Origin of the sequence: Candidatus Protofrankia datiscae (assembly GCF_000177615.2) — a bacterium.
In the GTDB taxonomy this organism is placed as follows: domain Bacteria; phylum Actinomycetota; class Actinomycetes; order Frankiales; family Frankiaceae; genus Protofrankia; species Protofrankia coriariae.
This window is the reverse complement of the sequence record NC_015656.1, coordinates 5,012,286-5,038,919: the sequence shown is the minus strand read 5'-3', so window position 1 is coordinate 5,038,919 and position 26,634 is coordinate 5,012,286. Positions and strand designations below refer to the sequence as shown.

General features: G+C 70.3%; 24 protein-coding genes and 3 pseudogenes. 14 read left to right on the top strand and 13 right to left on the bottom strand.

What is annotated here, in order from left to right; translation table 11 throughout:
• Window positions 1–86: 86 nt before the first annotated feature.
• The 4 genes from nth to FSYMDG_RS21210 all read left to right on the top strand — a co-directional run bounded on the left by nth (window position 87) and on the right by FSYMDG_RS21210 (window position 3,710).
• Window positions 87–812, top strand: a complete 726-nt coding sequence (nth, locus tag FSYMDG_RS21225) for an endonuclease III (RefSeq protein ID WP_043607334.1) — start codon at window positions 87–89, stop codon at window positions 810–812.
• Window positions 809–1,678 carry an NUDIX hydrolase gene (locus FSYMDG_RS28970; RefSeq protein WP_013875431.1) on the top strand — a complete coding sequence of 290 codons (870 nt, stop codon included), beginning with the start codon at window positions 809–811 and terminating at the stop codon, window positions 1,676–1,678. The genes nth and FSYMDG_RS28970 overlap by 4 nt, the downstream gene beginning before the upstream one ends.
• A 332-nt stretch (window positions 1,679–2,010) precedes the next feature.
• Entirely contained in the window at window positions 2,011–2,505 is a 495-nt protein-coding gene (locus FSYMDG_RS21215; RefSeq protein WP_013875430.1) for a cupredoxin domain-containing protein, read from the top strand.
• Between the two features lie 20 nt (window positions 2,506–2,525).
• Window positions 2,526–3,710 carry a MarP family serine protease gene (locus FSYMDG_RS21210; protein ID WP_013875429.1) on the top strand — a complete coding sequence of 395 codons (1,185 nt, stop codon included), beginning with the start codon at window positions 2,526–2,528 and terminating at the stop codon, window positions 3,708–3,710.
• A 46-nt stretch (window positions 3,711–3,756) separates the two neighbouring features.
• On the opposite strand, the gene FSYMDG_RS21205 is transcribed toward FSYMDG_RS21210, so the two are convergent.
• Window positions 3,757–4,671 (bottom strand): alpha/beta fold hydrolase, encoded by a 915-nt coding sequence (locus FSYMDG_RS21205; protein ID WP_013875428.1) that lies wholly within the window; start codon window positions 4,669–4,671, stop codon window positions 3,757–3,759.
• A 178-nt stretch (window positions 4,672–4,849) separates the two neighbouring features.
• Window positions 4,850–5,344: a phage holin family protein gene (locus tag FSYMDG_RS21200; protein ID WP_013875427.1), complete on the bottom strand. Its 495-nt coding sequence runs from the start codon at window positions 5,342–5,344 to the stop codon at window positions 4,850–4,852.
• Window positions 5,345–5,933: 589 nt separating this feature from the next.
• On the opposite strand from FSYMDG_RS21200, the gene FSYMDG_RS21195 reads away from it, so the two are divergent.
• From FSYMDG_RS21195 to FSYMDG_RS21185, 3 genes are all read left to right on the top strand, one after another.
• Window positions 5,934–7,118 (top strand): hypothetical protein, encoded by a 1,185-nt coding sequence (locus tag FSYMDG_RS21195; protein WP_013875426.1) that lies wholly within the window; start codon window positions 5,934–5,936, stop codon window positions 7,116–7,118.
• A gap of 529 nt (window positions 7,119–7,647) precedes the next feature.
• The gene (gene ssd, locus FSYMDG_RS21190) at window positions 7,648–8,763 is read left to right on the top strand and encodes a septum site-determining protein Ssd (protein WP_013875425.1); all 1,116 of its coding nucleotides are present in this window, start codon (window positions 7,648–7,650) and stop codon (window positions 8,761–8,763) included.
• On the top strand, window positions 8,760–10,172 hold the full coding sequence (locus FSYMDG_RS21185; protein ID WP_013875424.1) for a TadA family conjugal transfer-associated ATPase: 1,413 nt from the start codon (window positions 8,760–8,762) through the stop codon (window positions 10,170–10,172). Before ssd ends, FSYMDG_RS21185 begins: the two co-directional genes overlap by 4 nt.
• Before the next feature lie 146 nt (window positions 10,173–10,318).
• Here FSYMDG_RS21185 and FSYMDG_RS28965 read toward each other — a convergent pair whose 3' ends face one another.
• A complete protein-coding gene (locus tag FSYMDG_RS28965; RefSeq protein WP_131792753.1) occupies window positions 10,319–10,792 on the bottom strand; it encodes a hypothetical protein in 474 nt (157 codons plus the stop codon).
• Window positions 10,793–10,825: 33 nt separating this feature from the next.
• Here FSYMDG_RS28965 and FSYMDG_RS28960 point away from each other — a divergent pair, with 33 nt between their 5' ends.
• Together FSYMDG_RS28960 and FSYMDG_RS21175 are read left to right on the top strand one after the other, a co-directional pair.
• Window positions 10,826–11,302 (top strand): type II secretion system F family protein, encoded by a 477-nt coding sequence (locus tag FSYMDG_RS28960; RefSeq protein WP_131792752.1) that lies wholly within the window; start codon window positions 10,826–10,828, stop codon window positions 11,300–11,302.
• Window positions 11,299–12,348: a type II secretion system F family protein gene (locus FSYMDG_RS21175; protein WP_013875422.1), complete on the top strand. Its 1,050-nt coding sequence runs from the start codon at window positions 11,299–11,301 to the stop codon at window positions 12,346–12,348. The genes FSYMDG_RS28960 and FSYMDG_RS21175 overlap by 4 nt, the downstream gene beginning before the upstream one ends.
• Before the next feature lie 292 nt (window positions 12,349–12,640).
• Here the strand turns inward: FSYMDG_RS21175 and FSYMDG_RS28955 are convergent, their stop codons facing one another.
• Complete coding sequence (locus tag FSYMDG_RS28955; RefSeq protein ID WP_165001777.1) at window positions 12,641–12,838, bottom strand: hypothetical protein; 198 nt, start codon at window positions 12,836–12,838, stop codon at window positions 12,641–12,643.
• Between FSYMDG_RS28955 and FSYMDG_RS29345 the strand changes: the two genes are divergently transcribed.
• Complete coding sequence (locus FSYMDG_RS29345) at window positions 12,753–13,007, top strand: DUF4244 domain-containing protein (protein ID WP_050803615.1); 255 nt, start codon at window positions 12,753–12,755, stop codon at window positions 13,005–13,007. The two genes, FSYMDG_RS28955 and FSYMDG_RS29345, sit on opposite strands and share 86 nt — an antisense overlap.
• A 16-nt stretch (window positions 13,008–13,023) precedes the next feature.
• Window positions 13,024–13,275 carry a TadE family type IV pilus minor pilin gene (locus tag FSYMDG_RS21165; RefSeq protein WP_013875420.1) on the top strand — a complete coding sequence of 84 codons (252 nt, stop codon included), beginning with the start codon at window positions 13,024–13,026 and terminating at the stop codon, window positions 13,273–13,275.
• Window positions 13,276–13,297: 22 nt separating this feature from the next.
• Here the strand turns inward: FSYMDG_RS21165 and tnpC (FSYMDG_RS21160) are convergent, their stop codons facing one another.
• Window positions 13,298–14,734, bottom strand: a complete 1,437-nt coding sequence (gene tnpC / locus FSYMDG_RS21160) for an IS66 family transposase (protein ID WP_013871651.1) — start codon at window positions 14,732–14,734, stop codon at window positions 13,298–13,300.
• 164 nt (window positions 14,735–14,898) lie between these two features.
• Between tnpC (FSYMDG_RS21160) and FSYMDG_RS29870 the strand changes: the two are divergent.
• Window positions 14,899–15,456, top strand: a pseudogene (locus FSYMDG_RS29870) (Rv3654c family TadE-like protein); the annotation flags it as partial.
• On the opposite strand, the gene FSYMDG_RS28945 reads toward FSYMDG_RS29870, so the two are convergent.
• Both FSYMDG_RS28945 and FSYMDG_RS21155 read right to left on the bottom strand, forming a co-directional pair.
• Window positions 15,424–15,561 (bottom strand): hypothetical protein, encoded by a 138-nt coding sequence (locus FSYMDG_RS28945; protein WP_237702903.1) that lies wholly within the window; start codon window positions 15,559–15,561, stop codon window positions 15,424–15,426. The pseudogene FSYMDG_RS29870 and the gene FSYMDG_RS28945 sit on opposite strands and share 33 nt — an antisense overlap.
• Before the next feature lie 75 nt (window positions 15,562–15,636).
• Window positions 15,637–17,889, bottom strand: coding sequence for a Zn-binding domain-containing protein (locus FSYMDG_RS21155; protein WP_013875418.1), 2,253 nt, complete (start codon window positions 17,887–17,889; stop codon window positions 15,637–15,639).
• 167 nt (window positions 17,890–18,056) lie between these two features.
• On the opposite strand from FSYMDG_RS21155, the pseudogene tnpC (FSYMDG_RS30200) reads away from it, so the two are divergent.
• Window positions 18,057–19,494: pseudogene (gene tnpC / locus FSYMDG_RS30200) on the top strand (IS66 family transposase).
• Between the two features lie 39 nt (window positions 19,495–19,533).
• On the opposite strand, the gene FSYMDG_RS21140 reads toward tnpC (FSYMDG_RS30200), so the two are convergent.
• Window positions 19,534–20,673, bottom strand: a complete 1,140-nt coding sequence (locus tag FSYMDG_RS21140; RefSeq protein ID WP_013875417.1) for an IS630 family transposase — start codon at window positions 20,671–20,673, stop codon at window positions 19,534–19,536.
• 292 nt (window positions 20,674–20,965) lie between these two features.
• The gene (locus tag FSYMDG_RS21135; protein WP_043604171.1) at window positions 20,966–21,661 is read right to left on the bottom strand and encodes a DUF5753 domain-containing protein; all 696 of its coding nucleotides are present in this window, start codon (window positions 21,659–21,661) and stop codon (window positions 20,966–20,968) included.
• An 11-nt stretch (window positions 21,662–21,672) separates the two neighbouring features.
• Between FSYMDG_RS21135 and FSYMDG_RS21130 the strand changes: the two genes are divergently transcribed.
• Window positions 21,673–22,761: an IS630 family transposase gene (locus tag FSYMDG_RS21130; RefSeq protein WP_013873771.1), complete on the top strand. Its 1,089-nt coding sequence runs from the start codon at window positions 21,673–21,675 to the stop codon at window positions 22,759–22,761.
• On the opposite strand, the pseudogene FSYMDG_RS25020 reads toward FSYMDG_RS21130, so the two are convergent.
• The 4 genes and pseudogenes from FSYMDG_RS25020 to FSYMDG_RS23515 form a co-directional block, all read right to left on the bottom strand.
• Window positions 22,758–22,961 (bottom strand): annotated as a pseudogene (locus tag FSYMDG_RS25020) (helix-turn-helix domain-containing protein); the annotation flags it as partial. The gene FSYMDG_RS21130 and the pseudogene FSYMDG_RS25020 sit on opposite strands and share 4 nt — an antisense overlap.
• Before the next feature lie 407 nt (window positions 22,962–23,368).
• The gene (locus FSYMDG_RS21125) at window positions 23,369–23,959 is read right to left on the bottom strand and encodes a potassium channel family protein (protein WP_013875416.1); all 591 of its coding nucleotides are present in this window, start codon (window positions 23,957–23,959) and stop codon (window positions 23,369–23,371) included.
• A gap of 310 nt (window positions 23,960–24,269) precedes the next feature.
• Entirely contained in the window at window positions 24,270–24,617 is a 348-nt protein-coding gene (locus FSYMDG_RS21120) for a hypothetical protein (protein ID WP_013875415.1), read from the bottom strand.
• A 284-nt stretch (window positions 24,618–24,901) separates the two neighbouring features.
• Window positions 24,902–26,524: a serine/threonine-protein kinase gene (locus FSYMDG_RS23515; RefSeq protein WP_013875414.1), complete on the bottom strand. Its 1,623-nt coding sequence runs from the start codon at window positions 26,522–26,524 to the stop codon at window positions 24,902–24,904.
• Between the last annotated feature and the right edge of the window lie 110 nt (window positions 26,525–26,634).

Here is a 26,634-nt window from a genome sequence, read left to right as displayed (position 1 = left end):
GGTCAGGATTAGGTGATGCGACGTTGGACACATCCGGCATCCCGGCTGGAGAACACGATGATCCGGTCACCGGATACCCTGTGAACGTGTCCACCCTCGCCGACGCCGCCACCGAAAGCCCGCTGGCGCGGACACGGCGAGCCCGGAAGATCGTCCGCATACTCGGCGAGCTCCACCCGGACGCACGGATCGCGCTCAACTTCGGCAATCCCCTCGAGCTCCTCGCCGCCACCGTCCTGTCCGCCCAGTGCACCGACAAGAAGGTCAACGAGGTAACCCCGACGCTGTTCGCGAAGTACCGCACCGCCGACGACTACGCCGCCGCCGACCGGGCGGAACTCGAGGCCATCCTGCGGCCGACCGGTTTCTTCCGGGCCAAGGCGAACTCGCTCATCGGGATCGGCGCCGCCCTGGCCGACCGTTTCGACGGGAACGTGCCCCCGCGTCTCGACGACCTGGTCACCCTGCCCGGGGTCGGCCGCAAGACCGCCAACGTCGTGCTCGGGCACATCTTCGACCAGCCTGGCATCACGGTCGACACACACGTCGGACGGCTCTCGCGCCGGCTCGGGCTCACCACCAACACCGACCCGGTCAGGGTCGAGAGCGACCTCGCCAAGCTGCTCGAACGGCGCGACTACACGATCGCCTCCGACCGGCTCATCTTCCACGGCCGGCGGGTCTGCCACGCCCGGCGGCCGGCGTGCGGCGTGTGCGGCATCGCCCGCCTGTGTCCGTCGTTCGGCCTCGGCGTGACCACGCCGGCACAGGCCGCCCGGCTGGTCCGCGCCGACGCCGAAGCGGCCAGGTGAGCACAGCCGCGCAGCCCGACAGCCCGGACGATCTCGACGGGCTGGCCGAGGCCGACAGTCCGGCGCAGTCCCCCGCCCTGGCGGGAGAGCACAGCCCGGCCGGAGGCCACGGTCTGGCGGGGGCCCGCGGCCCGGCCGGGGTCGGCAGCCCGGCCGGGGTCGGCAGCCTGGTCGGCCCGGCCCGAACGGGCAGCCCAGCCGGAACAGGCAGCCAGGCTGAAGCGGCCAACCCGGTCGAGACCGGCGTGCCCACCTGGCTCACGGGCCTGGCGGCAGCCCTGCGCACCGCCCGTCCCGACCAGCTTTCCTGGACCAGGCTGCACGCGGCCGACGGGCGTCCCGCGGCCGTCCTCATGCTGATCGGCGACGGCCCGCAGGGGCCTGACATCCTGCTCATCGAACGCGCGGTGAGCCTGCGCAGCCATGCCGGCCAGTCGGCCTTCCCCGGCGGGGCGACCGACCCCACCGACACCTCCCCGGCCGCGACCGCGCTGCGGGAGGCCAGGGAGGAGGTTGGCGTCGACCCGGCCGGCGTGCGGATCCTGGCCACCGGACCCGCCCTCTACATACCGCCGAGCCACTTCCTGGTGACGCCGGTGCTGGGATGGTGGCACACGCCGTGCCCGGTCGCGCCGGTGGACCCGAGCGAGACGTCCACGGTCGTCCGAGTACCGATCACCCACCTGGCCGACCCTGCGAACCGGCTGCAGGTCCGCCATCGCAGGACGGGTGTGCTGGGGCCGGCCTTCCGCGTCCAGGAGATGTTCGTCTGGGGCTTCACCGGTGGGCTGATCGACGCGCTGCTGCGGCTGGGCGGCTGGGAGCGCCCCTGGCTGCCCGCCGAACAGGTCGAGAGTCACCGGTGACGGGCACCCCGCCGGCACCCGCGGTGGACACCCTGCCGGCCTCCACCGGCCTCGGCCGGACGCCGGGGTTGACGGGCGAACCGGGGTGAGTCAGTCGGACACACACGCAGCGTTACAACCGCCCGTGGAGAGCGCCGGAAGCGCAGGGTGGCTCCAGGCGAGTCACCCTGCGGGCGGTACCGTCAGCCCGGCCGAAGTCCCCGGTGCTCCCCGCGATCCACCCAGCTCCACGGACAGATCGATGACAGATCCGCGCCCGGCCCGGACACCAGGGACGACAGTGTCCTGAGCAGACGCTCGTCGGCGAAGGGTGACAAGGACCGGAGGCAGCAATGAGCGTAATGACCGGCCCGGGTACCCTCCCGGGCCTGGCGCCCAGCGCCGACAGGCCGTGTCGCCGTCGAACGGCCCGCCCGGCCACGCCGACCGCCACCCTCACACTCTCTCTCGCCCTCGTCCTCCTCGTCCTCGGGCTCGGGCTCAGCGGCTGCGGAAGCGACACGCCGGCCAGTTCGCCCTCGGCCACCGCCACCGCCACACCAAAGATCGAAAATGACGTCCAGGTCTTCGACGTGGTCGGCACCGCCTCCCTTGAGTTCTCGCCCTCGACCCTGACAGCCCGACCCGGGAAGATCAGGGTAAATCTGACGGTGCCGGCGGGCTCCGCCCCGCACAACTTCGTGATCCCGGAGATCCCCGAGGCCCGTACCAGCGTCGCTTCGGCGGGCACATCACAGTCGGTCACGTTCACCATCGACAAACCGGGCAGTTACTCGTTCCTCTGCACGATCCATCCGAACATGCACGGCACGCTGACGGTCAGCTAGCGGATACCGGGCAGTCGAAAATGTTCGACATTCTTGACCTCATCCTGGTCATCGCTGTGATCATTTTTGCCGTGTCCGGCTACCGGCAGGGCTTCGTGGTCGGGGCGCTGTCCTTCATCGGGTTCCTCGGCGGCGGTGTCCTCGGCGCGCACATCGCGACACCGTTCGCAGAAATGATCAATGCGGAGTCGCAGGGCCCCATCGTCGGCATTCTCGTCGTCCTCGGCCTCGCCCTGATCGGGCAGATCGCCGCCACCGCGCTCGGCGCGGCCCTGCGCGACAGGCTCACCTGGCGGCCGGGCCAGACCGTCGACGCGGTGGCCGGCGCGGTGCTCTCCGGTATCTCGGTGCTGCTCGTGGCATGGCTGCTGGCAACGGCGGTCGACCGGTCCCCGTTCACCACCCTCGCCGAGCACGTCCGCCGCTCCGAAGTCCTGCGGACCGTCGACGCGGCCATGCCGAACACCGTGCGCGACGCCTTCGCCGACCTGCGCAGACTCGTCGACCAGAACGGCTTCCCCGAGGTCTTCGCCGGCCTCGGCGGGGGGCAGATCGTGCCGATCGAACCGCCCGACACCACGGCCGACAACACCCAGGCCGTGCAGACCGCGGCAGCCAGCATCCTGAAGATCCGCGGGATCGCGCCGTCGTGTTCCAAGCGGGTCGAAGGCACCGGTTTCGTCTACGCGACGGAACGGGTGATGACGAACGCCCACGTTGTCGCCGGGGTGACCCGACCCCAGGTCGAGGTCGGCAACAGCACCCTGCCGGCCAGGGTCGTGCTGTTCGACCCCGACACCGACATCGCCGTCCTCTACGTGCCCGGGCTGCGCCAGACGCCGTTGTCCTTCCAGAACGACCCGCCCGGCCGGACGGGAGACGACGCGATCGTCGCCGGATATCCCCAGGACGGCCCGTACACAACCGCGCCGGCCCGCATCCGCAACCGCCAGACCGCCAGGGCCCCGAACATCTACTCCCAGGGCACGGTGCTGCGTGACATCTACGCTGTCCGTGGGCAGGTGCTGCCGGGCAACTCCGGTGGGCCGTTGCTGTCCGAACAGGGCACCGTCTACGGCGTGGTGTTCGCCGCCGCCACGAACGACTCGGACACCGGGTACGTGCTGACCAGCGCCGAGGTGGACGACCTGGCCGCCGCCGGTCAGGCCACGAGCACCGCCGTCAGCACCCGCAGCTGTGACTGACCAGGAACCGCGACCGACCCGAAGCTGTGGCCGGACGGAGAGCCCGTCACTGCGTCAGCCAGGAGAGGATCTCGTTGGTGACGACGTCCGGGGCCTCCTCCGGGAGGAAGTGACCGACTCCGTCCAGCAGCTTCCATTCGTAGCGACCGCTGACATAGCGTCCTGAGCCCTGCGCGGTGGATGGGAGCATGAACCTGTCGAGGCGCCCGTGCAGCTGCAGGGTGGGGGCGGCCACCGAGCGGCGCAACGCGGTGGCGAAACGGGCCCCGTCCGGCCGGAACAGCGACCGGAAAACCCACCGGTGGTACTCCAGTGAGCTGTGCGCGACCCCTGGAATTCGGATCGCCTCCCGATAGCGGGCCTCCGTCTCGGCGTCGGGGTAGCCCGGGCCGCCCCATGCCCGCAGCACCTCACCGACATAGGCCGCGTCGTCGGCGACCAGCAGCCGCTCCGGGCGCCACGGCAGCTGGAAGGTGATCAGATGCCGGCCGGCGACGCCCTGCCCACGCAGGTCCGCCAGCATCTCGTGCCGGGTCCGCAGCGGATGCGGCATGGACAGCACCACCAGCCCGCGCACGAGCCGGGGGCACAGCGCCGCGGTCGTCCAACCGGCCAGGCCGCCCCAGTCGTGCCCGACGATCACAGCGTCCCGTTCACCGAGGGCCCGTACCAGCCCGGCGACGTCGTCGGACAGGGTGAAGGCGTCGTAGCCTCGCGGAGGCTTGTCGCTGGCCCCGTAGCCGCGCAGGTCGGCGGCGACCACCCGGTAGCCGGCGGCGGCGATCCCTGTGAGCTGATGGCGCCAGCCCCACCAGAACTGGGGGAATCCGTGCAGCAGCAGCACCAGCGGGCCCTCGCCGAGTTCGGCCACGTGCAGCCGGGTGCCGTTCGCGGACACGTCACGGTGACGCCACGGGCCATCCACAAGGACGACGCCGGGTTCGGGAACAGCAGCCTCCATCACACGTCAGCATGACAGACGACCGGTTCGGGGCAGCATGCCCGCCGTGCCGGGTGGGCCCAGGATGTCCGCTGGAACGCGTCAGCGGACCGGTTCGACGGGCCGGCCCACCTTCGACCGGTCCGCCTTTGACGGGCCGACTCACCGGCTCGACTGACAAGCCGGCTCGACGAGCGGTTCAGCGAACGGGGACGGTGTCCTCCCGGTGGCTGAGCGGGTGCCCGTCGGAGCGGTGCGCGCTGGCGTGGTTCACACCGGGGGTGATCACCGTCGGATGCTTCAGCCACGCGATGTCGTCCCTGACCGTCTGCAGCGTGCGCTCCGGGGGCGACAGCTTCTTCAGACGGGTGGCCGCGAGCAGGGCCAACAGGGATGCGATGAGCACAAAGAGCAGGGCCGTGAGGAAGTACGACCAGAAACGCTCCACCCCGGCCCAGGTGAACAGCTCACCAAGCCCGATCGTGATCGCGATCAGCGCGCCGAACCCGAGGCCGGCCGCGCCGGCCAGGAGCCCGGCACCGAGCCCGGCGGACACGGCCTGTTTCGACAGCTCCGCCTTCGCCAGGTCGATCTCCTGTCGGACAAGTAGTGATATGTCCCGTGTCGCAACGGCGACAAGCTCACCGAGCGTCGCCTCCCGACCGGTTGGGCGGTCCTGTGTAGGGGTCGGCACCGTTGATCCTCCTTCTGGGCACGGGCTGTCCTCCACCGAACATGGACGCGGCTACCGCTTGGCGCTGGGCACAGCGTCACGGGCCGCCTGACAGCGTCCAGGTCACCACATGGTGCCCGATGGCAACAGCCCAACACATCCACCGCTCATCCATGGTCGTCAAGCGCGGTTGCGGAACGTCCGAGACGGCTGTCGGCCTCCCTGTGGTCCGCGGTTCCCGAGCCGGCGACATCCGGGATCAGTACCGCCTCCGAGCTTCCGAAGCGTTCGCTTCAGAAGCGTTCTCTGCGCAGTCTGCCGTGTCCGGCGTCGGCGCGCGGCCCGGATATGTTGTGATGCCCGTACCCGGCCGGTTCGGGCCGTCCCGACCGGGCCTGATGGACACCGGCGGGCATGATGACCGGACGACGATCATGCCCATCCGTCCCTGGCCGGAACCAGCCGGCGGATGTTTCCGTCTGCCCTGTGTCCCTGTCCCCATCCGCCCCCTGGCCGGGACCGGCCTCATGCTGGCGACCCGCGGTAGGTCGGCAGCATGCCCGTACGTGACCGGATGTCCGTCCGGAAGTGACCCGGTAGCGTACGGACAATGACCGCAGCCGTCGGGTCGGATCCGTTCGCCCTGCTCACCGCCCTACCGGGCGTTCACGACGCGGTCACCGCGGCCCGGTCGTCCGTTGACGCCCTGCTGCGCCACCGGGTCATGCGTCGCGGCAGCGCCGCGGTGACGACCGAGGTGTCGCTGCGGGCCGCGCGGGCATCAGCGGCCCTGGAGGGTCACGACGTCGGGCTGGAGGCCCTGCGCGCGCATCTGAATCGCGCTCTTCCAGCGACGGCGTCCGGATCTGCTTCGGCTGAGGGCTCCGCCGCCGACGACGCCGGGAACGAGGCGACCGGCGGGCAGCCGGGCGACGAACCCTCCCGTGGCATGGCGGGCACCACTGGGACTTTCGGCATCGACGCCACGCTCGGCGCGATCCGGCTTTACGCCGAGCTGGGGACGCTGCGCGGCGCCTGGGAACGAGCCCCGCGACAGGCACTCGCCCGGATGCACGTGCTTGTCGCCCGCGGCCTCGTCGCGGACATCGATCTTGGCCGGCCAAGAGGATGGGAGCACCCCCTCTCGTCCGCGGACCTCTCACCCGCGGGCGCTTCACCCACGGACGTCGACCGCGCCGGTCGACCGACTGCTTCCGGTTCCGCCGGGCAGGTGATTTCCGGCGGCTCGCCCGCCGCGGCGCCCGTCGTGGGAACGGGTGTCGCGAGCGTCGTGGATCCGGCGGACCCCCTCGGCCTGGGGCCAGTACCCTCGCCTGCCGAGACCGCCGCGCGGCTGGGCGGACTCACCGAGCTGTTGCTGGCCCGGACTTCCGCGCCGGCGATCCTCGTGGCCGCGATCGTGGAAGGCGAGCTGCTGACCATCCGCCCGTTCGGCACGTTCGACGGGATCATCGCCCGGGCCGCCGGACGACTGGTGCTCATCAGCCGTGGTCTCGATCCGAAAGCCGTGACCGCGACGGAGGTGGGCCACGTCGAATCCGACAGAATCACCACCAGTGCGACAGCTACCAGCGACGTGACCACCGCTGATACAACCACCAGTAATATGACCTCCGGTAATGTGCCCACCGGCGCCTATGCCGAAGCCGCCCGCGCTTACGCCGGAGCGGGCGCCGAAGGCGTCGGCCAGTGGATCATCTATTATGCCCACGCGTTGGAGCTGGGTGCCCGTGAATCCCTGGCCATCTGCGAGGCCGTCGCCCGGGCGAACTAAGAGTCTCGGAGTCTCGTGGCCGTACCCTCCTTACCTGATCGAAAAATATGATCAATCCTAGGTTAACCATGTGACCAGCATAAATAGCTTAAAGTAATGTAAATTACATACAGTTACATAGTTCGGGTCGCCCCTGCCAGACGTTCGATCACACGGCCTCGCGCCCGGACGTTCACCCAGCATCGGGCGACATCTGCTACGGACGACTCCCAGGCCGGCGGTATCATGCTCGCTCTTCCGCGCTCGGGCCACCAAGCCGTACCCAAGCCACGCCTTCGCCTCGGTGACAATCCTACTACGACCCGGCCACCGAGCCGACAGCCCGCCTCAACAAATTAGCGGATCGGCATCGGCGGGCTGCCGATGCCATCGGGCGTGGATCGATCATTTCCGATCCGAAAAACCCTTTATTAGAACATATTCAGGGCCTGTGGAGAACGAAGTATCCACAGGCCCGATGTGCGTCATGGTGGACGTCCGTTCCCGCTATCCGACGGCTCCCGCCACTCGACGACGGAAGGGCCCTGCCATGACATCCGCACCGCCCGTTCCCATTCCCGCCCCCGAATCCGGGCCGACCACCCGGCCGCTGGTCGTCACCGACGAACCGCCGCTGCTCGACGATCTCCTACGGCTCGCCGCGACGGCCGGAGTGACCGTGGACGCCGTCGCCGACGCCGACCTCGCCCGCCGGTACTGGAACAGCGCCCCGCTCATCCTCGTCGGGGCCGACCGGGTGCCGTCCTGCGTCGCGCTCGGGCTCCCTCGACGCCCGGGCATCGTGCTGGTCAGCTCCGACCTCGACGACGGCGGGGTGTGGGAGGCTGCCGTCCGGCTCGGCGCCGAGCACGTCGCCTTCCTGCCCGACGCGGAGGACTGGCTGATCGGCATCTTCGTCGACGCCACCGAGCCGGACCAGCGGTACGGCACCGTGGTCGGTGTGGTGGGCGGCCGTGGCGGCGCGGGGGCCACCAGTCTCGCGATCGCGCTGACCCTCGCGTCCCTGCGCCGTGGCTGCGACACGGTCCTGGTGGACGCCGACCCACTCGGCGGCGGCATCGACCTCGCCCTCGGCATTGAGGAACGGCCCGGGATGCGCTGGCCGGATCTGGTGTCCGCCCACGGCCGGCTGCCACGCCGGGCGCTGACCGGGACCCTGCCCTCCCTCGGAGAACTCCCCGTACTCTCCTGGGACAGGACAAGCCAGACGACGATCACACCATCCGTCATGACCTCGGCCCTGACCGGCGCCCGACGCGGGAACGATCTCCTGGTGGTCGACCTTCCCCGGTTTCCCGACCTGACCGCCGCCGTGGCCATGCAGATGGCCGAGCTCATCCTCGTGGTCGTGCCGGCCGAGGTCCGCGCGGTCGCCGCCGCCGGCCGGGTGTGCGACACGGTCAACCGGTACTGCGCCGACGTTCGCGTGGTCGTGCGGCTGCCAGGTCCGGCCAGACTGCAGGCCGACGTCGTCTCCGACGCGCTCGGGCTGCCGGTGGCCGGGATTCTGCGACACGACCAGGGTCTCGCCTCCGCGCTGGAACGGGGCGAACCGCCGGGCGGCCGGCGCCGCAGCTCGCTGGCCCGGGTCAGCGGCCAGATCCTCGACGGCCTCGGCCTGGCCCGTTCGGACGTGGCAGCGTGAACGGGCATCCCGCCGCCGAGCGCTCCGCGCCCGGGGCCGAGCCGCACCGCTCCCACGATCACGCCACCGGCCAGCGGAGGGGACCGGAACACTCCTCAGCGCCACCGGCCGCCATCCCCTCCGGCACCGCGGACACCCCGCGCCCCGACGAGGATCTGCTGGCCGGGATCCGTAGGCGGCTGGTCGACTCCGATGGCGCGATGACGTCCGCACGCATCGCGGCGGCTGTCCGAGCTGAAACCGGCCCCGCCGACGGTGACTCGCTGGATCTCTACCGGTCGCTGGAATCCGAGCTTGTCGGCGCCGGCCCGCTCGAGCCGCTGCTGGCCGACCCCTTCGTCACCGACGTCCTGGTCAACGGGCCAGCGGAGGTCTGGGTGGACCGCGGCAGCGGCCTCCAACGGTGCGGGATCACCTTCCCCGACGACGACGCGGTACGCCGGCTCGCCGTCCGGCTGGCCGCCGCGACCGGCCGGCGCCTGGACGCCGCGACCCCGTTCACCGACGCGCGCCTCGGCGACGGCACCCGCCTGCACGCCGTGCTCGCGCCTGTCGCGGTCACAGGTACCTGCCTGTCCCTGCGGATCCCGCGGCCGCGCCCGTTCACCCTGGACGATCTCGTATCGACCGGTACGGTCGCCCCCGCCATGGCCGAGGTGCTGGACACGCTCGTGCGGGGCCGGCTGGCCACCCTGGTCACCGGCGGCACCGGTTCGGGCAAGACGACCATGGTGGGCGCGCTGCTGGGGCGGGTCGACCCCGCCGACCGAGTCGTGATCGTGGAGGACACCGCCGAGCTCGTCGTGGACCTGGCGCACGCCGTCCGTCTGGAGTCCCGGCCGCCGAACATCGAGGGTGCGGGCGGTATCGACCTGCGGGATCTGGTACGTCAGGCACTGCGGATGCGGCCTGATCGGATCGTCGTCGGCGAGGTCCGCGGCGCCGAGGTCGTGGATCTCCTGGTCGCGCTCAACACCGGCCACGAGGGCGGGCCGAGCACGGTGCACGCGAACGCGGCGGCCGATCTGCCGGCCCGGATGGAGGCACTCGCCGCGCTCGCGGGCCTGGACCGGGCGGCCCTGCACAGCCAGCTCGCCTCGGCGGTGCAGGCCATCGTCCACGTCAGGCGGGATCATGACGGAATTCGCCGGTTGAGCGAGATCGGCGTGCTCTTCCGCGACCAGAGCGGGCTTGTGCACGTCCTGGACGCTCTGCGCCTACGTCGGCGTCCGCCGTCACGTGACCCTCGAGAGGCTGAGAACGGCCACGGCCGCGGAGACGAAAGCAGTTACCTGGACGCTTCCCAGGTCGTCGTGGGCGGGGCCGGGGCGCAGATTCTCGACCGGATGCTCGCCGAGCGTGGCGGGCCGCGCCCCGACCTGCTCCGCGCCACCACCGGCGGTCGGTGATGCTGGCCGTGGCACTTGCCGCCGGCTGCTGCGCCGGTGCCGCGGCGCTGGCCGCCGGGCCGATCGGGCGACATCTGCCCCGGGTCCGCGCGGTGGCCACGACACGACCGGAGCGGACCCGGCAGGGCCGCGGAACCGGTGATACGTCAGGCCGCGCCCCGAACGCGCCGGGTCACCGACTGACACGATCGGTGACCCGGCTGGCCGGCCGATCCTGGCTGTCCGTGGCGGTCGCGCTGGTGGGGACGGCCGTTGTCGGTGTGCTTGTGGGCCCGGTGGCCGCCGGCACGGGCGTCGTCTGCGCCGTGACGTTCCGACGGGCTCTGCGGCGCGCCGCGGACCGACGGTGGCGCGGTAGGCAGCGGGCAGACGCGGAGGAGATCATCGCTGCGCTCGCCACCGAGCTCGAGGCCGGCCGGCGGCCCGACGAAGCCCTGCGGGCGGCCGTCGACGACGCTGCCGGCGAGCCGGGCAGACCCGGCGAGCCGGGCAGACCCGGCGAACCCGGCGAACCCGGCGAACCCGGCGAACCCGGCGAACCCGGCGAACTCGGCGAACTCGGCGAACTCGGCGAACTCGGCGAACTCGGCGAACTCGGCGAGCCTGTCGCGCCTGGTCACGGCCGCCGGAGTGCGGCCGGCAGAGGCGTACGCATGCACGACCCGCTGGCGCTGCGCATCGCGCTCGCCCGCCGGACGGACCCGGCCGTCGCGCTCGCGGCGTGTGAAGCGTCGACGTTGCGTCAGCTTGCGGCCGCATGGCGGGTGAGTCAGCACGCCGGTATCCCGTTGGCTCCGCTGGCGAACAGGCTCGCCGCCGTCGTGCGCGCCGAGCGTGAGCGGGACGGCGAGGTCGCCACGGCGCTCGCCGGGCCGCGGGCCTCCGGGCGGCTGGTCGCGTCCCTGCCCGTCGCCGGGATCGCGCTTGGCGTGCTGCTCGGTGTCTCGCCGCTGACGGTTCTTCTGGGTACTCGGGCCGGGGGGCTCTGTCTGGTCGTCGGTCTGGCGCTCGACCTCGCCGGTCTGGCCTGGATCAACCGGCTCACCGAGGTGGCCGATAACCGCGACGCAGGCATGCGCGATCGCAAGGAAGCCGCTTACTTCCAACCACCACAGGGGCCGTCCCGATGACTGTCCAACCGCCGCGGCAGCCGTCGATCGTCGACGGGCCGCCGCACACCTCGCTTGCGCTCACCGCCGGAACGCTGGCCTTCTCCCACCGTGAGATCCTGCTCACCGTTGCCACACTGTGTATGGCGTCAGCATCCTGGCTGACAGGAACAACGACACTACGTGACCATGTACGACGTCGTGTCGCCACCTTCCGCCCGCTTTCCGGTACGACCGCCGTATCGATGCGGTGCTCCCTCGAACAGCGGGCAGCGGACGCGGGGGCGGTGGGCACCGGCCGTACGTCCACAGGTCTGACAGCCGGTGGGCACATGACCGGTGGATGGCGTCCGAACGTGACCGGATCGACTCTGCGACGAGCCGCTTTCAGCGCGGCAGCCGGCCTCGGGCCCGCTGTGATCCTGCCCGTCCCGGTGGGCGTGACCGTCGGGATCATCGTGGGCATGATCGCGGCCCGTCTGCTGGCCTCCATACCGGATCAGGACGCCCAGCGCCGGCAGGCACGTCTCGTCGAGGATCTGCCGCTGGCTCTCGACCTGATCGCGGCCTGCCTGACGGCTGGTGCGCCCATCGTGGCAGCTCTGGACATCGTGGCCGGCGCTGTCGGCGGCCCGCTCGGAACGGAACTGGGCATGGTCAGCCGCAGCCTGCGTCTCGGTGCGTCCATGGCGGAAGCCTGCGGCCGGCTGCTCGGCCCCGAGCCGAGTTCCTCGAGGCCTGCGGCGAAACGGTGGACCAGGCTCGTCCCGGTCGGGCCCGCTCCGGGCGGACTCGGCCGACCGACGGCCACGGCGGAGGCCCACGAGATCGCGGCGTTCGCACGGGCGCTGCACCGCAGCGAGGAGTCCGGCGCCCGCCTGGCCGCGGCCCTGGGACGGCTGGCGGACCAGACCCGCGCCAGACGACAGGAACGCGCGTTGACCGCGGCTCGCAGGGCGGGAGTCACCGCCGTGGCACCACTCGGCCTGTGTTTCCTGCCCGCCTTCGTCGCGCTCGGGGTCGTACCGGTCGTGATGGGAGCCGGCTCGGCCCTGACACTGCCATGATCATTTCTCCGATGGCCGTGTCACCAGGCCGCCGCTGCTCCGTTCGCGCAGGCCGCCCGGGCCTCGAAAAAACTTCCGAGGCCAACCACAAGAAAGGGCAGGAACGAAGCCGAAGAGACGACCGCCGCAACCAACCCGCTCCTGTCCGAGCCCAGAACACTGCTCTCGTATCAGGCAAGTGGCAGCCGGCCGTCCTGTGGACAACAGCGGGTTTTCCACAGGACGGTATCCACCCTCGTCAGAATCGCTGTCAACGCCCCATCATCAAGGAAAGCGAAGCTCCCCGTCCCGCCTACGAGCGGGCATCCACCGCATGCCGGTAACCGAACTGGAGGCCGCCTGCCATGACCCCGCCCCGCTCATCGAGAATGTCTCCCGTCATACATTCTCTTGTCATCCGGTGGATGATACTGCTGATCGTAGCGTTCACGCGGTCGACGACCGATGCCTCGCGCCGGCAGCTGACCAGCAGCCGGGCGGTGTCGGCCACGGCCCGGTCCGACAGAAGGAACGACGCGGGAATGTCGACCGCCGAGTACGCGGTCGGTACGGTCGCCGCGGTCGGGTTCGCCGCCGTCCTGTATGCGGTGATCAACAGTTCGGCGACCAGGACGATGCTTGCCAACCTGGTCAAGCAGGCGCTGTCCGCCCCCTTCTGACAGGCGGGCCGAGCCAGTGTGTGGCCTGCGGATCCCCGGTCGTGGCACGAGCCGCGACCGGGGGCGAAGAACCTCCGACGGCGGCCAGGCAACAGCCGAACTGGCGGTCGCGATACCGTCCCTGGTCCTTGTCCTGCTGATCGCGATCTGGGTCGTCAGCGCCGTGTCGGTGCAGGCGCGGTGTGCGGAAGCGGCGCGCATCGGCGCCCGGGCCGCCGCCCGCGGAGAAACCGACGAAATGGTCCGCACCTGGGCCGGGCGTAACTAGTCAGGTAGTTTTTGATCTTGAGTTAGCTGATCGCGGGCATCCAGGGACGGCCCTCGGCAAGTTGGACGAGAGCGTCGAACAGGCTGATGCCGTGTTTGGTGGCGGTGGACAGGTAGCTGCGGATCGCGCAGAACTGGCGGGCGCCGGTGAGCGTGCGTAGGCAGCCGGATACCTTCTGCCGTAGTTTGATCATGCGGATGTCGCGTTCGGAGCCGTTGTTGTCCGCGGGAACCCGCCAGTCGCGGGTGAACCGAAGGTAGTCGGCTTCGCGGTCGACGAGCCGGCAGGCCAGGGCATGGCGGGCGGCCATGAGTTTCGTGCCGCGCGGCGAGGTCTGGCTGATCCCGATGTGAGCGGCGTGGCGCAGCTGCCGGGTCTGGGTGGCCGGTGCCTGCTCGTCGATGGTGACGCCGGTAGTGGCGGCGTCGACGGCGAGGCGGTGCAGGGCGACGAGCGCGTCGCCTGCCTGGGCGGCCCAGCACCAGGTTCCCGTCGGGGCCGCGTCGACGACGGCCTGTAGTTCGCGCAGCACGTGAGCGACGCACAGCTGGTGGGTGGCGCCGGTGTAGCTGTCGTAGGGGGCCCAGGCGTCGTGGACCACCACCCCACCGAAGGCGGGAAGCACCCCGAGGGCGTCGATCCCGCCGCTGCCGCGGGTGGCATGGCAGTCGATCAGCGTGTACTTGTCGGTGCGGGCGCAGTGCACCCAGTGCAGTTTCCCGGCGACCCGCAGCCCCGTCTCATCGGCCCCGATCACGTCGGCGGCGGCCAGCAGACCCCGGACGGTGTCACGGAAGCCGTCGAGTCCGGCGGCGGCACGGGCGGTCATCGCACCGACCGTGCCCGCCGAGATCGGGATCCCAACCAGCTCGGCCAGCGCGGTCGCGGTCCGCTCCTGCGACAGGAACTGACCGGAATACAGGTAGACCACCGCCGCGGCCACCCGCGGCCCGTACTGCACCGGCGCGTCCACCCCGGCCGGTGCCGCCGCCTTCGTCCGCGTCCCGCAGCCGCACTCCCGCTCGATGAGCTGATGTTCGACCACATGCGGACGTAGTTCGGGCAGGTCGAACACCTGCCGCCGTTCGGTCCGGGTCACAGGCCGGCCCGCAAGCCCCGCCCCGCACCCCGCACACGGCCCCGGCTCATGCCGCAGGCGCACATCAGGCTCAGCGAGCATCCGCAGCGTCGATCCCGGATGCCCGCCCTGCCCACCGGGCCTGCGGCCGGTCTTCTTCCGCAGCGACTTCGGTGGCGGTTTCGCCAGCCCGTCCGAACTCGGTGGCTTCGCCGAGTTCCGCGAGTTCTTCGCGACCTGAGCTTCCAGCTCGGCGATCCGCACCCGCGCCTGTTCCAACGCCGCAGCGGTCTCGACCAGCTGCGCCCGCAGACTCACCACCAGCGCCGCGAGCTCGTCATACGACGGCACCGGCGGCGACGCGGGCGGACCATCCGACACACCCGGACCCTACGGCCCGATCAACCACACAGCACCAACGACCCGGGCCTTCAGGCCATCGAGGAGTCCCAGCCAGCCGGGAAACCAAAAACAAACGATCTACCAGACCTGACCAGTTACGGCCGGGCGGGCTGCTCCCCAGGGCTCCACGATTTCCGTCAGCCATGCCATGGATTCCGTCATCGTCCAGGTCAGATTTCAGGCCCGGGCCACCGGGGTACTGGCAGGACTTGCTCCTCCGATCGAGATCACCATGTTCTCCACCGCACCCGCGGAGGCAGTGGAAAACATCACACAGGATTTCACAACCAGCAGTCAGTGAACACAGAAAAGAAATTTTGAATATGCGTCACAAATGGTTGCGGAAAATATTTTCACACCAAGCCAACAAGCCCTCCGGAAGCACTCTTCAGCTGTCTGGCAGCATGGACGCACAGCACGCCTCCGGTATTACGGACGCAGGTTCGGCCACCATACTCACACTTTCCACGTTTCTGGTTCTGGGGACGTTCACCGGTGTCGTTCTGGCGGTCTCGGCAACCGCTGTCTGCCGCGGGCGGGCCGCGGGCGCGGCGGACATGGCGGCGCTCGCGGCCGCGGGTGATTCCTCTGGTGACCCGGCCGTCATGTGCGGGCGGGCACGCGCCATCGGGCTTGCGAACCACGGCCGCCTCCTGTCGTGCACGATCTCAGGGGACACCGTCGAGGTCGCGGTGGCCGTCGAACTCCCGGGAGCGCTCGCCGCCCTCGGGCCGCTCGTCGCCAGGGCCCGCGCCGGCCCGACGAACAGCGCCTCCAGCGGGGGAAGCCACGACGAAGGAAGCCACGGTACGGAAGGCTCATCGTGGGTCCCGTCGGCGGCCGCCATCCCCACGGCGCCGATGCGCTCACCGGCTGTTCGATCAGCTCGGATCGAGCCGGCGCAGGACGGCGTCGAGCAGCCGGCGGGCGGCCGGCTTGTCCAGGGGCTCGTTGCCGTTCCCGCACTTCGGCGACTGCACGCACGACGGGCAGCCGGCCACGCACTCGCAGGCCGCTATCACCTCCCGGGTCGCACGCAGCCACGGCCCGCCGCGCAGAAAGCCTCGCTCGGCGAAACCCGCGCCGCCCGGATAGCCGTCATAGACGAACACCGTGGTGAGGGAGGTGTCCGGATGCAGCGCGGTCGACACTCCCCCGATGTCCCACCGGTCGCAGGTCGCGAACAACGGGAGGATGCCGATCGCCGCGTGCTCGGCCGCGTGGACGGCACCGGGGACGGCGTCCTCGTCGATCTCCGCCTCGGCCAGCAGCCCCTCGGACACCGTGTACCAGACCGCCCGCGTGCGCAGATGCCGCGCGGGAAGATCCAGCGGCTCATCACCGATCACTCGTCCGCTGCCGGTCTGACGCCGCTGGTAGGACACCACCTGGCTGCTGACCTCGACCGTTCCCAGGTGGAGCTCGACATCGCCGGCGATACGGGAGCGGATCGACTCCACCACCCGGATGTCGGTGTCCTCCCGGGCCACCGTCGTCCAGTCCGGTGTGGCTGCCTCCACGAGCGCGACCGCCGCGTCCAGATCGAACTCGATGACCAGGTAGGAGCCGCCCTGATGCAGGTAGACGGCGCCGCGGTGCACCGTCGAGTGCGACGTGGCGGCGTCCACCGTGCCGAGCAGACGGCCGGTGGACGCCTCGACGATCCGTACCGGCGGTCCGCCGACACCGCGGATGTCCACCTCCGGGCGGTGGCGGTGCGTCCAATACCAGCCTGCGGGCCGTCGCCTCAGCCGGCCGCGGCGTACCAGGTCGTCGACCGTGGGACGAGCCAGCGGCCCGAAAAGATCGAGATCGTCCTCGGTCAGCGGCAGTTCCGCGGCCGCGCACTCCAGATGCGGGCCAAGCACGTAGGGATTGTCGGGGTCGAGCACGGTCGCCTCGACCGGCCGGCCGAACACGGCCTCGGGATGATGCACGAGATACGTGTCGAGAGGATCGACCCGGGCGACCAGGACGGCGAGAGCTCCCGCGCCGTCTCGACCGGCCCGGCCGGCCTGCTGCCAGAGCGAGGCCAGCGTGCCCGGATAGCCGGTGATCACGGTCACGTCCAGCCCGGTGATGTCGACACCCAGTTCGAGCGCGTTCGTCGCGGCGACGCCGAGCAGCCGCCCCGATCTCAGGTCCGCCTCCAACGCCCGGCGTTCTTCGGGCAGGTAGCCCGCGCGGTAGGCCGCAACCCGCTCCACGAGGTCCGCCGACACCTCGGACAACGCCCTGCGCGCCGACTGCGCGATCACTTCCGCGCCCCTGCGCGACCGCACGAACACGAGCGTGCGCACGCCATCGGCCACAAGATCCGCGAGCAGGTCCGCTGCCTCGGCGGTCGCCGAGCGACGGACCGGTGTGCCGCCAGGGCCGCGAACCGGGGGGTCCGGTGGCTGCGCCTCGACGGCCACGGGCGCCCCCGATGCCCATCCAGCCGATGTTTCCGCTGGTTGGGACTTCGCCGGTTGGAGCGATGTGGGCTCCGCTTCCGCGCGGGCGGCAGGCCCGGCGGAAACCAGGTCGGCGGAAACCGGGTCAGAGGTGGTCGGATCGGCGGAGAGCGGGTCGGATACGGCCGCTCCGGCGGAGAGCGGCCTGGAAACAGCCGGGCCGGGATACGGCGGAGCCGACGGTGGCCGGGCCGATGGTTCGGATGGCGGGACCGATGGTTCGGGCGAGGAGCCGAACGAGGAGGACGTCTGCCACGCATGTGCCTGCCATGGATACGACAGGGGTGGTTCGTACAGTGCGAAGCTCATCGCGCCTCTCGGGGAGGCGTCCTCCTCGACCGCCCGCACGTCGAGCCCGGTCAGGCGGCCGGCGGCATTCGCCGGCTCCGACACCGTTGCCGAGGCCAGGATGAACACCGGCGCCGAACCGTACCGGGCGCACACCCGCCGTAGCCTCCGCAGGACGTGCGCGACGTGGGAACCGAAGACGCCCCGATAACCGTGGCACTCGTCGACCACCACGTACCGAAGGCCCCGGAGAAAGGTGCTCCACCGTCGATGAGAAGGCAGTATGCCCCGATGCAGCATGTCGGGGTTGGTCAGCACGAACGTGGCGTGGGCACGGACCCAGTCGCGTTCGTACGCCGGCGTGTCGCCGTCGTACGTGGCGGCGCGCACCCCTGTCAGCGTGAGCGCGCGAACCGCGCGGAGCTGGTCGTTGGCCAGTAACTGGTCAGGTCTGGTAGATCGTTTGTTTTTGGTTTCCCGGCTGGCTGGGACTCCTCGATGGCCTGAAGGCCCGGGTCGTTGGTGCTGTGTGGTTGATCGGGCCGTAGGGTCCGGGTGTGTCGGATGGTCCGCCCGCGTCGCCGCCGGTGCCGTCGTATGACGAGCTCGCGGCGCTGGTGGTGAGTCTGCGGGCGCAGCTGGTCGAGACCGCTGCGGCGTTGGAACAGGCGCGGGTGCGGATCGCCGAGCTGGAAGCTCAGGTCGCGAAGAACTCGCGGAACTCGGCGAAGCCACCGAGTTCGGACGGGCTGGCGAAACCGCCACCGAAGTCGCTGCGGAAGAAGACCGGCCGCAGGCCCGGTGGGCAGGGCGGGCATCCGGGATCGACGCTGCGGATGCTCGCTGAGCCTGATGTGCGCCTGCGGCATGAGCCGGGGCCGTGTGCGGGGTGCGGGGCGGGGCTTGCGGGCCGGCCTGTGACCCGGACCGAACGGCGGCAGGTGTTCGACCTGCCCGAACTACGTCCGCATGTGGTCGAACATCAGCTCATCGAGCGGGAGTGCGGCTGCGGGACGCGGACGAAGGCGGCGGCACCGGCCGGGGTGGACGCGCCGGTGCAGTACGGGCCGCGGGTGGCCGCGGCGGTGGTCTACCTGTATTCCGGTCAGTTCCTGTCGCAGGAGCGGACCGCGACCGCGCTGGCCGAGCTGGTTGGGATCCCGATCTCGGCGGGCACGGTCGGTGCGATGACCGCCCGTGCCGCCGCCGGACTCGACGGCTTCCGTGACACCGTCCGGGGTCTGCTGGCCGCCGCCGACGTGATCGGGGCCGATGAGACGGGGCTGCGGGTCGCCGGGGAAACTGCACTGGGTGCACTGCGCCCGCACCGACAAGTACACGCTGATCGACTGCCATGCCACCCGCGGCAGCGGCGGGATCGACGCCCTCGGGGTGCTTCCCGCCTTCGGTGGGGTGGTGGTCCACGACGCCTGGGCCCCCTACGACAGCTACACCGGCGCCACCCACCAGCTGTGCGTCGCTCACGTGCTGCGCGAACTACAGGCCGTCGTCGACGCGGCCCCGACGGGAACCTGGTGCTGGGCCGCCCAGGCAGGCGACGCGCTCGTCGCCCTGCACCGCCTCGCCGTCGACGCCGCCACTACCGGCGTCACCATCGACGAGCAGGCACCGGCCACCCAGACCCGGCAGCTGCGCCACGCCGCTCACATCGGGATCGGCCAGACCTCGCCGCGCGGCACGAAACTCATGGCCGCCCGCCATGCCCTGGCCTGCCGGCTCGTCGACCGCGAAGCCGACTACCTTCGGTTCACCCGCGACTGGCGGGTTCCCGCGGACAACAACGGCTCCGAACGCGACATCCGCATGATCAAACTACGGCAGAAGGTATCCGGCTGCCTACGCACGCTCACCGGCGCCCGCCAGTTCTGCGCGATCCGCAGCTACCTGTCCACCGCCACCAAACACGGCATCAGCCTGTTCGACGCTCTCGTCCAACTTGCCGAGGGCCGTCCCTGGATGCCCGCGATCAGCTAACTCAAGATCAAAAACTACATGACTAGTAGACTATCGCCGCTAATGTGTGGGATATAGGCGGCGGAGTGAGGTGCGGGCGTCATCGGTGGTGAAGTGCCAGTTGACTTGGCGCTGGTTGGCGTTGACGGCTGTCTGCCAGGCGTCGAGTTCGGTGTTCAGGACGTCGAGGGTGTCGATGCGGCGGTCGAGGCATTGGCGGGTCAGGGCGGCGAGTTCGATTTCGGCGATGTTGAGCCAGGAGCCGTGTTTGGGGGTGTGGTGGATCTCGAGTCGTTGCGCGAGTGCGAACGCGACGGCCGGGTCGAAGGCCTCGTAGAGCGAGGAGATGTCGTGGGTGTTGAGGTTGTCCATGACCAGCACGACCCGTTCGGCGTCGGGGTAGTCGAGGGTGAGCAGGCGCCTGACGTGGTGTGCCCAGCCGATCCTGGTGCGCCGTGGGGTGGCCTGGACGCGGCGCCAGCCGGCGAGTGGCTCGACCCAGCAGAAGATCGAGCAGGTTCCGTGGCGCACGTACTCGGAGTCCTCGCGCCGGTCACGCCCTGGCGTGGCGGGGATCGGGTCGCGGGCGTGGGCCAACAGCTGGTAGGGCTTCTCGTCCATGCACACCACGGGCACGCCCGGGTTGTGGGGCCGGGCGTAGACCGCCAGAACGTCTTCCATCCGCGCGGCGAACTGCGCGTTCGCCCTCGGTGGGATGGTCCAGCACTTCCTCAGATGAGGACGCAACCTCGTTTTTAAGACCCGGCCGATGGTGGAATGGTCCAGGTCCGGGATGTCGGCGACCAGCGCGACGTGCTTTTCCAACAGCCGCAGCGACCAGCGTGCATAACCAGCCGGTGGCTGCGAGCATGCCAGCGCGATCAGTCTGGCCTCAACCTCGCCGGTCACCGGGGAAGGCACCGGGGGAAGCTCCCGTGCCTTCCGACCGATCGTGGCCCCCACATCCCCACCGGTCTCGGTGAACCGCTTCGCGACCAGCCGCAGCGTCTCACCCGAGACCCCGACCCGGACCACGAGTTCTTCTTGGGAGGCAACCGGGCCGACCGAGGTGTCCAACGCGAGCAGGACCCGCGCCCGCCGGACCATCGACGCCGGATGAACCCCCGTCGAGGTCACCCGAACCAACTCGTCACGATCAGCCTCGGTCAAGGTGACCGGCCACTTCTTCTGCGAACCCACGACACAGTCCTGACCGGCAGAGGGACGGGGAGACCTGCCAGACCCAACCCTCTCACCCAGACACAAGACACACCAGAACTAAGCAGCGACAGTTTACTAGTACTTCTCTGTCGAATTCCGAAAATGTCGGGGGTGCCAGGAGGCGCCAGTACACAGCGGCATATCGGGGAGCCGGCCGCGGCGCCGGCCTGGTCGGCCGTGGCCGCGGCCGGCGATCGCTTTCCGTGATGTCGAATCTGCAATATTTACTAAACGTGATCGATGTGCTGGTCGGTTCCGCGGCGCGGCAGCGTCAGATCTCGTTGATGATCTTGTTGATCGTGCTGGCGGCGCGTTCCGGTGACACGCTGTCGACGCACAGGCGGTTCATCGCGGCCAGATAGCGGTCCACGTCATCCAGCTTGTCCAGATAGGCCGCGCCGGCAAGCTGCTCGAGGTAGACCACGTAGGGCAGGTCCGCCTCGGGGAACTGCAGGATGCTGAACGCGCCGCCTTCGGCGATGTGGCCGCCGAAGGCGAACGGCATGACCTGGAGCGTGATGTTCGGCTGCTCCGCCAGGGCGATCAGATGCTCGAGCTGGGCGCGCATCACCTTGGCTCCACCGATCGAGCGGCGCAGAGCGGCCTCGTCCAGCACCATCCACAGGCGTGGCGGGTCGGGGCGGGCCAGGATTCGCTGCCGCTGCATCCGGACGTTCACCCGGCGTTCGACGTCGTCACGCGGGGAACCCCGGCCGCCCTGAGCGATGACGGCGCGAGCGTAGTCCTCGGTCTGGAGCAGGCCCGGGACGAACTGGACCTCATAGGACCGGATCAGCGTTGCCGACTCCTCCAGCCCGATGTACGGCTGAAACCAGTTCGGCAGGACATCGCTGTAGTTCTGCCACCAGCTCGGCCGGTTGGCGTTTCGGGCCAGGGACAGTAATGGTTCCCGTTCGGCTTCGTTCGTGACGCCGTAGTGTCCTGAGTCGTTGATTCGTGTGCAGATAGAATGGGCTGGTGCCTGGCCCGAGCGCGGATCCCATCGAGTTGTCGTCTGCTGAGCGTGCGGTGCTGGAGGGCTGGGCCCGACGGCGGAAGACCGCGCAGGCGCTGGCGTTGCGCTCGCGGATCGTGCTGGCCTGCGCGGACGGTGGGACGAACTCGGGGGTCGCGGCCGAGCTCGGGATCACCCGGGGAACGGTCGCGAAATGGCGGGAGCGGTTCGCGGTCGACCGGCTGGAGGGCCTGTCAGACGAGGCACGTCCGGGAGCGCCTCGGAAGGTCACCGACGCCCAGGTCGAGGCGGTGATCGCGAGGACGTTGGAGGAGAAGCCACCGAACGGCGATACCCATTGGACATCGCGGTCGATGGCGAGGGCCAGTGGGCTGTCGCAGTCGACGGTGTCACGGATGTGGCGGGCGTTCGGGTTGAAGCCGCATCTGGTCGAGACGTGGAAGCTGTCCACCGACCCGCTGTTCGTGGACAAGGTCCGTGACGTGGTCGGGGTCTACCTCGACCCGCCGGAGAAGGCGATCGTGCTCTGCGTCGACGAAAAGTCGCAGGTGCAAGCTTTGGATCGCACGGCACCGGTGCTGCCCCTGATGCCGGGTACCCCGCAGCGGATGACCCACGACTACGTCCGCCATGGCACGACCAGCCTGTTCGCCGCGCTCGACCCGACGTCCGGGTCGGTGATCGCGCAGACCTTCCGGCGGCACCGTCACCAGGAGTTCCTGCGCTTCCTCAAGCTGATCGACTCCTCGGTCCCGAAGGGCTACGACCTGCACCTGGTCCTGGACAACTACGCCACCCACAAGACCCCGGCGGTGAAGAACTGGCTGCTGCGCCACCCCCGCTTCCACCTGCACTTCACCCCGACCTCGGCGTCGTGGATGAACCTGGTCGAGCGCTGGTTCGCGGAGCTGACCACCCGCAAGCTGCGCCGATCGACGCACCGCTCGGTCGTCGAACTCGAAGCCGACATCCGCCGATGGATCAACGCCTGGAACAAGGACCCGAAGCCGTTCGTCTGGGCCAAGACCGCCGACGAGATCCTCGAGACCCTCGCCGCCTACTGCCAGCGAATCAACGACTCAGGACAGTAGAGGGTGAGCAGATCGGCGACATCGCGTTCCTTGAAGCTGACGCGGCCGAGTTCCAGGCGGCTGATCTTCGATTCGGAAGCCCGGATGCTGTATCCGGCGGCTTCCCGACTGATGCCCTTGCCTTCACGTAATCGACGCAGCTGGGAGCCCAGGACGATACGGCGCACCGTGGGGCCACGGTGTAGGTCACCTGTTGTCACGACGGCTCACCTGTCGTCACGTCCTGGCCCTTTCGCAGACATAATTCTGGCAGCGTCCCGGTTGGTATCTTCGGTCGTCAGGGTCCCTCCGGATATGTGCAGGGATTCTATCGTCGCGTGTCACGGGTACGGTGTGCTGTCCGGAGTTTGGCGGCGTACCTGTCTGTTTCATCCGCTTCGCTCGTTTCGTTCATGTCGTCTTCGCCGGCTGTCACGCCCGCTGGGCAGCCGATCATGCCGTCTGCCCGGGGCCCCGACCGGGCCTGTCGGGCTCGGCCGGGGAGGCCCTGCTGGCCAGGGGACCGACGGGTCGGTTGGCTGATCGGTGGCCAGACCGCCGTTGGCCGCTGACCAGGCCACCGGCCGGACGGCCGGCTGACCCCGCTGCCGGTGTGGCGGGATTCCGCTCACTCCGGCTCCCGGCCGGCGCGGCGGCGTATCCCGGCGGCGATAGCGCCAAGAAAAATCCGCGCGACAAGGCCGATCACGACGAGATTACCGATCATCTGGATCATGGTGATGATGCGGGCCGTCTGGGTCACGGGGGCAATATCGCCGAAACCGACGGTGGTGAACACGGTGAGTGTGAAGTACAGGGCGTCCGTGCGCGTCATCGCCTGGGTGAATGCGCAGGCCTGTTCGCGGCCGAGCACGAAGTAGGTTCCCGCAAAGATCAGCAGAAACAGTGGGAGGGACACGGCGAAGGCCTCCGCGGCGCGCAGCCCGGGGTAGGCGGACCGAGCGATCCGCCGGATCTGGACACCGATGATGCCGGCGAACGCCAGCAGGGCGACGGCCAGCGCGATCCCCAGGCCCGCGTGCACGCCGTCCCTGTAGGGCCGGTCGAAGGGAAGCAGGTAGTACAGGAGCAGCAGGGCGACGAGGCTCAGGGCCGAGCGCGCCATGGCGCGTGCGATGAGTACGCGCTGGCCGGGCGGCGGCCGGGTGGCCTCGCGCCGGTGTTTCGGCGGGGCCTCGCGCACGTTTTTCGTGATCACGGACTGTCCTGGACGAGGGCGGCGCGGCCGGCCGCCATGGCAGGGCCTGGCAGGCAGTCGGTCACAGGCTCCTCCGCGCCCTGGGGATCACGATCGGTGCTCAGGCCGTCGACCGGCCGCGAACCGCGGGCAGGGCTGGGTCCCCGCCGATGGTGACCCGACATCGCTCGCGGGGTTGATCGGAATCCGAGCCCCGTCGGTGGCTGGGGCCGCGGCAGGTGCGTCTGCCGCGGCCCCAGCCGCCAGCCATGAGCATACGGTCACCAAAAGATCGCATCCGGTGACTGCGAGTCAATGTGAGGTGGGTACGTCAGGCGGTGAAGGTGAGGGAACAACCGCGATCGGACGTGCTGGCCTGGTCAGGAGAGCGGAACACCGCGGGGGAAGGGCCCTGGCGGGGGCGCCTCGTCAGGCCAGCCCCCCGGACGAGAGGGAGAGCACCGGCGACGACAGCCAGTATCTGCAGGACCGGGGAGTGGATGACGGACGTCCAGTGGATGCCCAGGTGGATGTCGTGGTGGCCGTCGCGCCACCTGGCGGCACCGGTCAGCCAGTCCGTCAGCGTCCGCGGCAGCCATCCATCGCCGCGGGTGGTGGGCGTCCGCGCCCAGGTCGAGTGATCGGCGTCCCCGCTGTTGGAGATCCCGCCGATGGGCATGAGCGGTGGGTGGATGACAGCCGTCCGCGTTGCCGGGCTCTGTCGCACCGGGCCCCGTAGGGCGGAGCTGCTGGTGCCGGCGGCACCGCCCGCGGTGACGCTCGCGTTCGCCGTCCCCTGCCCGGTCGTGGCCGCTGCTCGCCCGGTCGGGCCGGTCGGGCCGGTCGTTCCGGTCGGCTTCGAGGGTGCGCGCTGGCCGCGGCTCGCCGACGATCGAGGCCGCGCCGTGGGCTGTGGCCTGGACGTCTGCGCCACCGTCTGGGTGGAGGAAGTCCGCGGCGGTGTCACCGCGGCCGAGGCCGCGACGGACGGCGAGCCGGCCGGCGCCGTGGTGGGCGGCCTGGACGGCGAAGCCGGTGGCTTCGTCGGGGCGCTGGTGGGCGGTTGGGCTGTTCCGCTGGGGCGGGCGCAGGCGAGGTCGCTGCCGGCTTCGTCGGTGCCGGTTTCGTCGGGACGGTGGTGGCGGGCGGCTGGGTCGCTTCGCTGGGGGCCGGCTGCGGGGTTGCCGGCGCCCTCGGCGACGGCTGCGTGCCGTTCCCGGCGTCGGGAACGGGCTGATCAGGCTGGCCTGGTTGGGGGGAGGGCGGTGGGGCACCCGCCGACTGTTCCGCCGACGTCCACGCCACGGTGTCCGGCGGCCGGGTGAGCGCGAGCCCGGTCGCGGTGGGCGGGGCGGACGTCCACGGCCTGCCCGCGGCCGGGGGCGTCGCGCCGTCGCCCGGGGCAGGCGCCCCGGAGGGGGTCGCCATCGCGCCAGGTGGGTTCGTGCTGCCGCTGGGGGTGACCCGCATGGCGACGGCCATGACCAGACCGGTGGTCACACCGAGCGCGATGCCGGCGACCACAGTGATCAGCGCGAGCTGCCAGCGGCGCAGGGCGGTGGTATATCCGGCGCCAGGGCGCCCGCCGCCGTAACGTCCGCTGCCGGGCCGTCCGGGCGGGGCCCCGCCCGCGCGGCCGGCGGGCCCACCCGGACGCTTCGCCACGCGCGGGGGCCGCACACGATCGGCCGCGGGAGCGGCCGCCGCCGATGGCGGCGGCGGTGGCTGGGGGGCGACCATGACCCGCCGGGTGACCTCGTCCGCCAGGTCGGCGCTGTCCGGATAGTTCCGGACGATGCCGGTGACGAGCTCGACAGCGGTGGGCCGTCTGGCCGGGTTCCGGTCGAGAGCGCGCCGCAGCAGCACCGTGAGGCCTTCCGGTATGCCGCGCAGGTCCGGCTCCTCCCGCAGCATGCGCAGGGCGGACGCGGTGGGTGTGTCCGCCGCGAACAGGTGGCGGCCGGTCGTGGCGAACGCCACACACATGGCCCAGGAGAAGATGTCGGCCGCGGGGCCGGCCCGTTCGCCGCGCAGTTGCTCCGGGGCCATCCAGGCGACCGTTCCGATGATGTGGCCGGTCTGGGTGTGCTCGGTCGTGTCGATGGCGTGGGCGACGCCGAAGTCGATGACCTTCGGCCCGTCCCAGGCAAGCAGGATGTTGGACGGTTTGAGGTCGCGGTGCACCAGCCCGGCGGCGTGGATGGCGGCGAGGGCGTCGGCGAGGCTCGCGGCGAGGTCGACGAGCATGGACCCGCTCAGCCGCCCCCGCTCGCTGACGGCCGCCGAGAGGCTCACGCCGTCGACGTACTCGGTGGCCATCCACGGGTGTTCCGCGTCGACGTCGGCGTCGCGGACCTCCGCGACGAACCTGCCACGGACGCGGCGCGCGGCCGCGACCTCCCGGCGGAACCGTTCCCGGAAGTCCGCGTCACCAATCAGCTCCGGCCGGATGACCTTCACCGCCATGGGGTGGCCATCCTCGTCGAAACCAAGGTAAACAGCGCCCATCCCGCCGGCACCCAGTCGTCCCTGGAGCCAGTATCTCCCGACTTTTCGGGGATCAGCGTCGGTCAGCGGCGCCAGCACGTCCGCTCCTCTCCTGCGACTTCCCCACCCTGGGGATCACGCTACCGAGTTGACGGGCATTGTGGCTGTGAGCGCATCAACTTTCCCGAGTGGGAACAAAACTGGTCACC

What these genes read in the sequence shown, in the direction of transcription:
- FSYMDG_RS21215 (WP_013875430.1), top strand. Translation starts at nt 2,011, where the DNA reads ATGAGCGTAATGACCGGCCCGGGTACCCTCCCGGGCCTGGCGCCCAGC.
- FSYMDG_RS21210 (WP_013875429.1), top strand. Translation starts at nt 2,526, where the DNA reads ATGTTCGACATTCTTGACCTCATCCTGGTCATCGCTGTGATCATTTTT.
- FSYMDG_RS21205 (WP_013875428.1), bottom strand. Translation starts at nt 4,671, where the DNA reads ATGGAGGCTGCTGTTCCCGAACCCGGCGTCGTCCTTGTGGATGGCCCG.
- FSYMDG_RS21195 (WP_013875426.1), top strand. Translation starts at nt 5,934, where the DNA reads ATGACCGCAGCCGTCGGGTCGGATCCGTTCGCCCTGCTCACCGCCCTA.
- ssd (WP_013875425.1), top strand. Translation starts at nt 7,648, where the DNA reads ATGACATCCGCACCGCCCGTTCCCATTCCCGCCCCCGAATCCGGGCCG.
- FSYMDG_RS28960 (WP_131792752.1), top strand. Translation starts at nt 10,826, where the DNA reads ATGCACGACCCGCTGGCGCTGCGCATCGCGCTCGCCCGCCGGACGGAC.
- FSYMDG_RS21175 (WP_013875422.1), top strand. Translation starts at nt 11,299, where the DNA reads ATGACTGTCCAACCGCCGCGGCAGCCGTCGATCGTCGACGGGCCGCCG.
- FSYMDG_RS29345 (WP_050803615.1), top strand. Translation starts at nt 12,753, where the DNA reads ATGATACTGCTGATCGTAGCGTTCACGCGGTCGACGACCGATGCCTCG.
- FSYMDG_RS21120 (WP_013875415.1), bottom strand. Translation starts at nt 24,617, where the DNA reads ATGCCCATCGGCGGGATCTCCAACAGCGGGGACGCCGATCACTCGACC.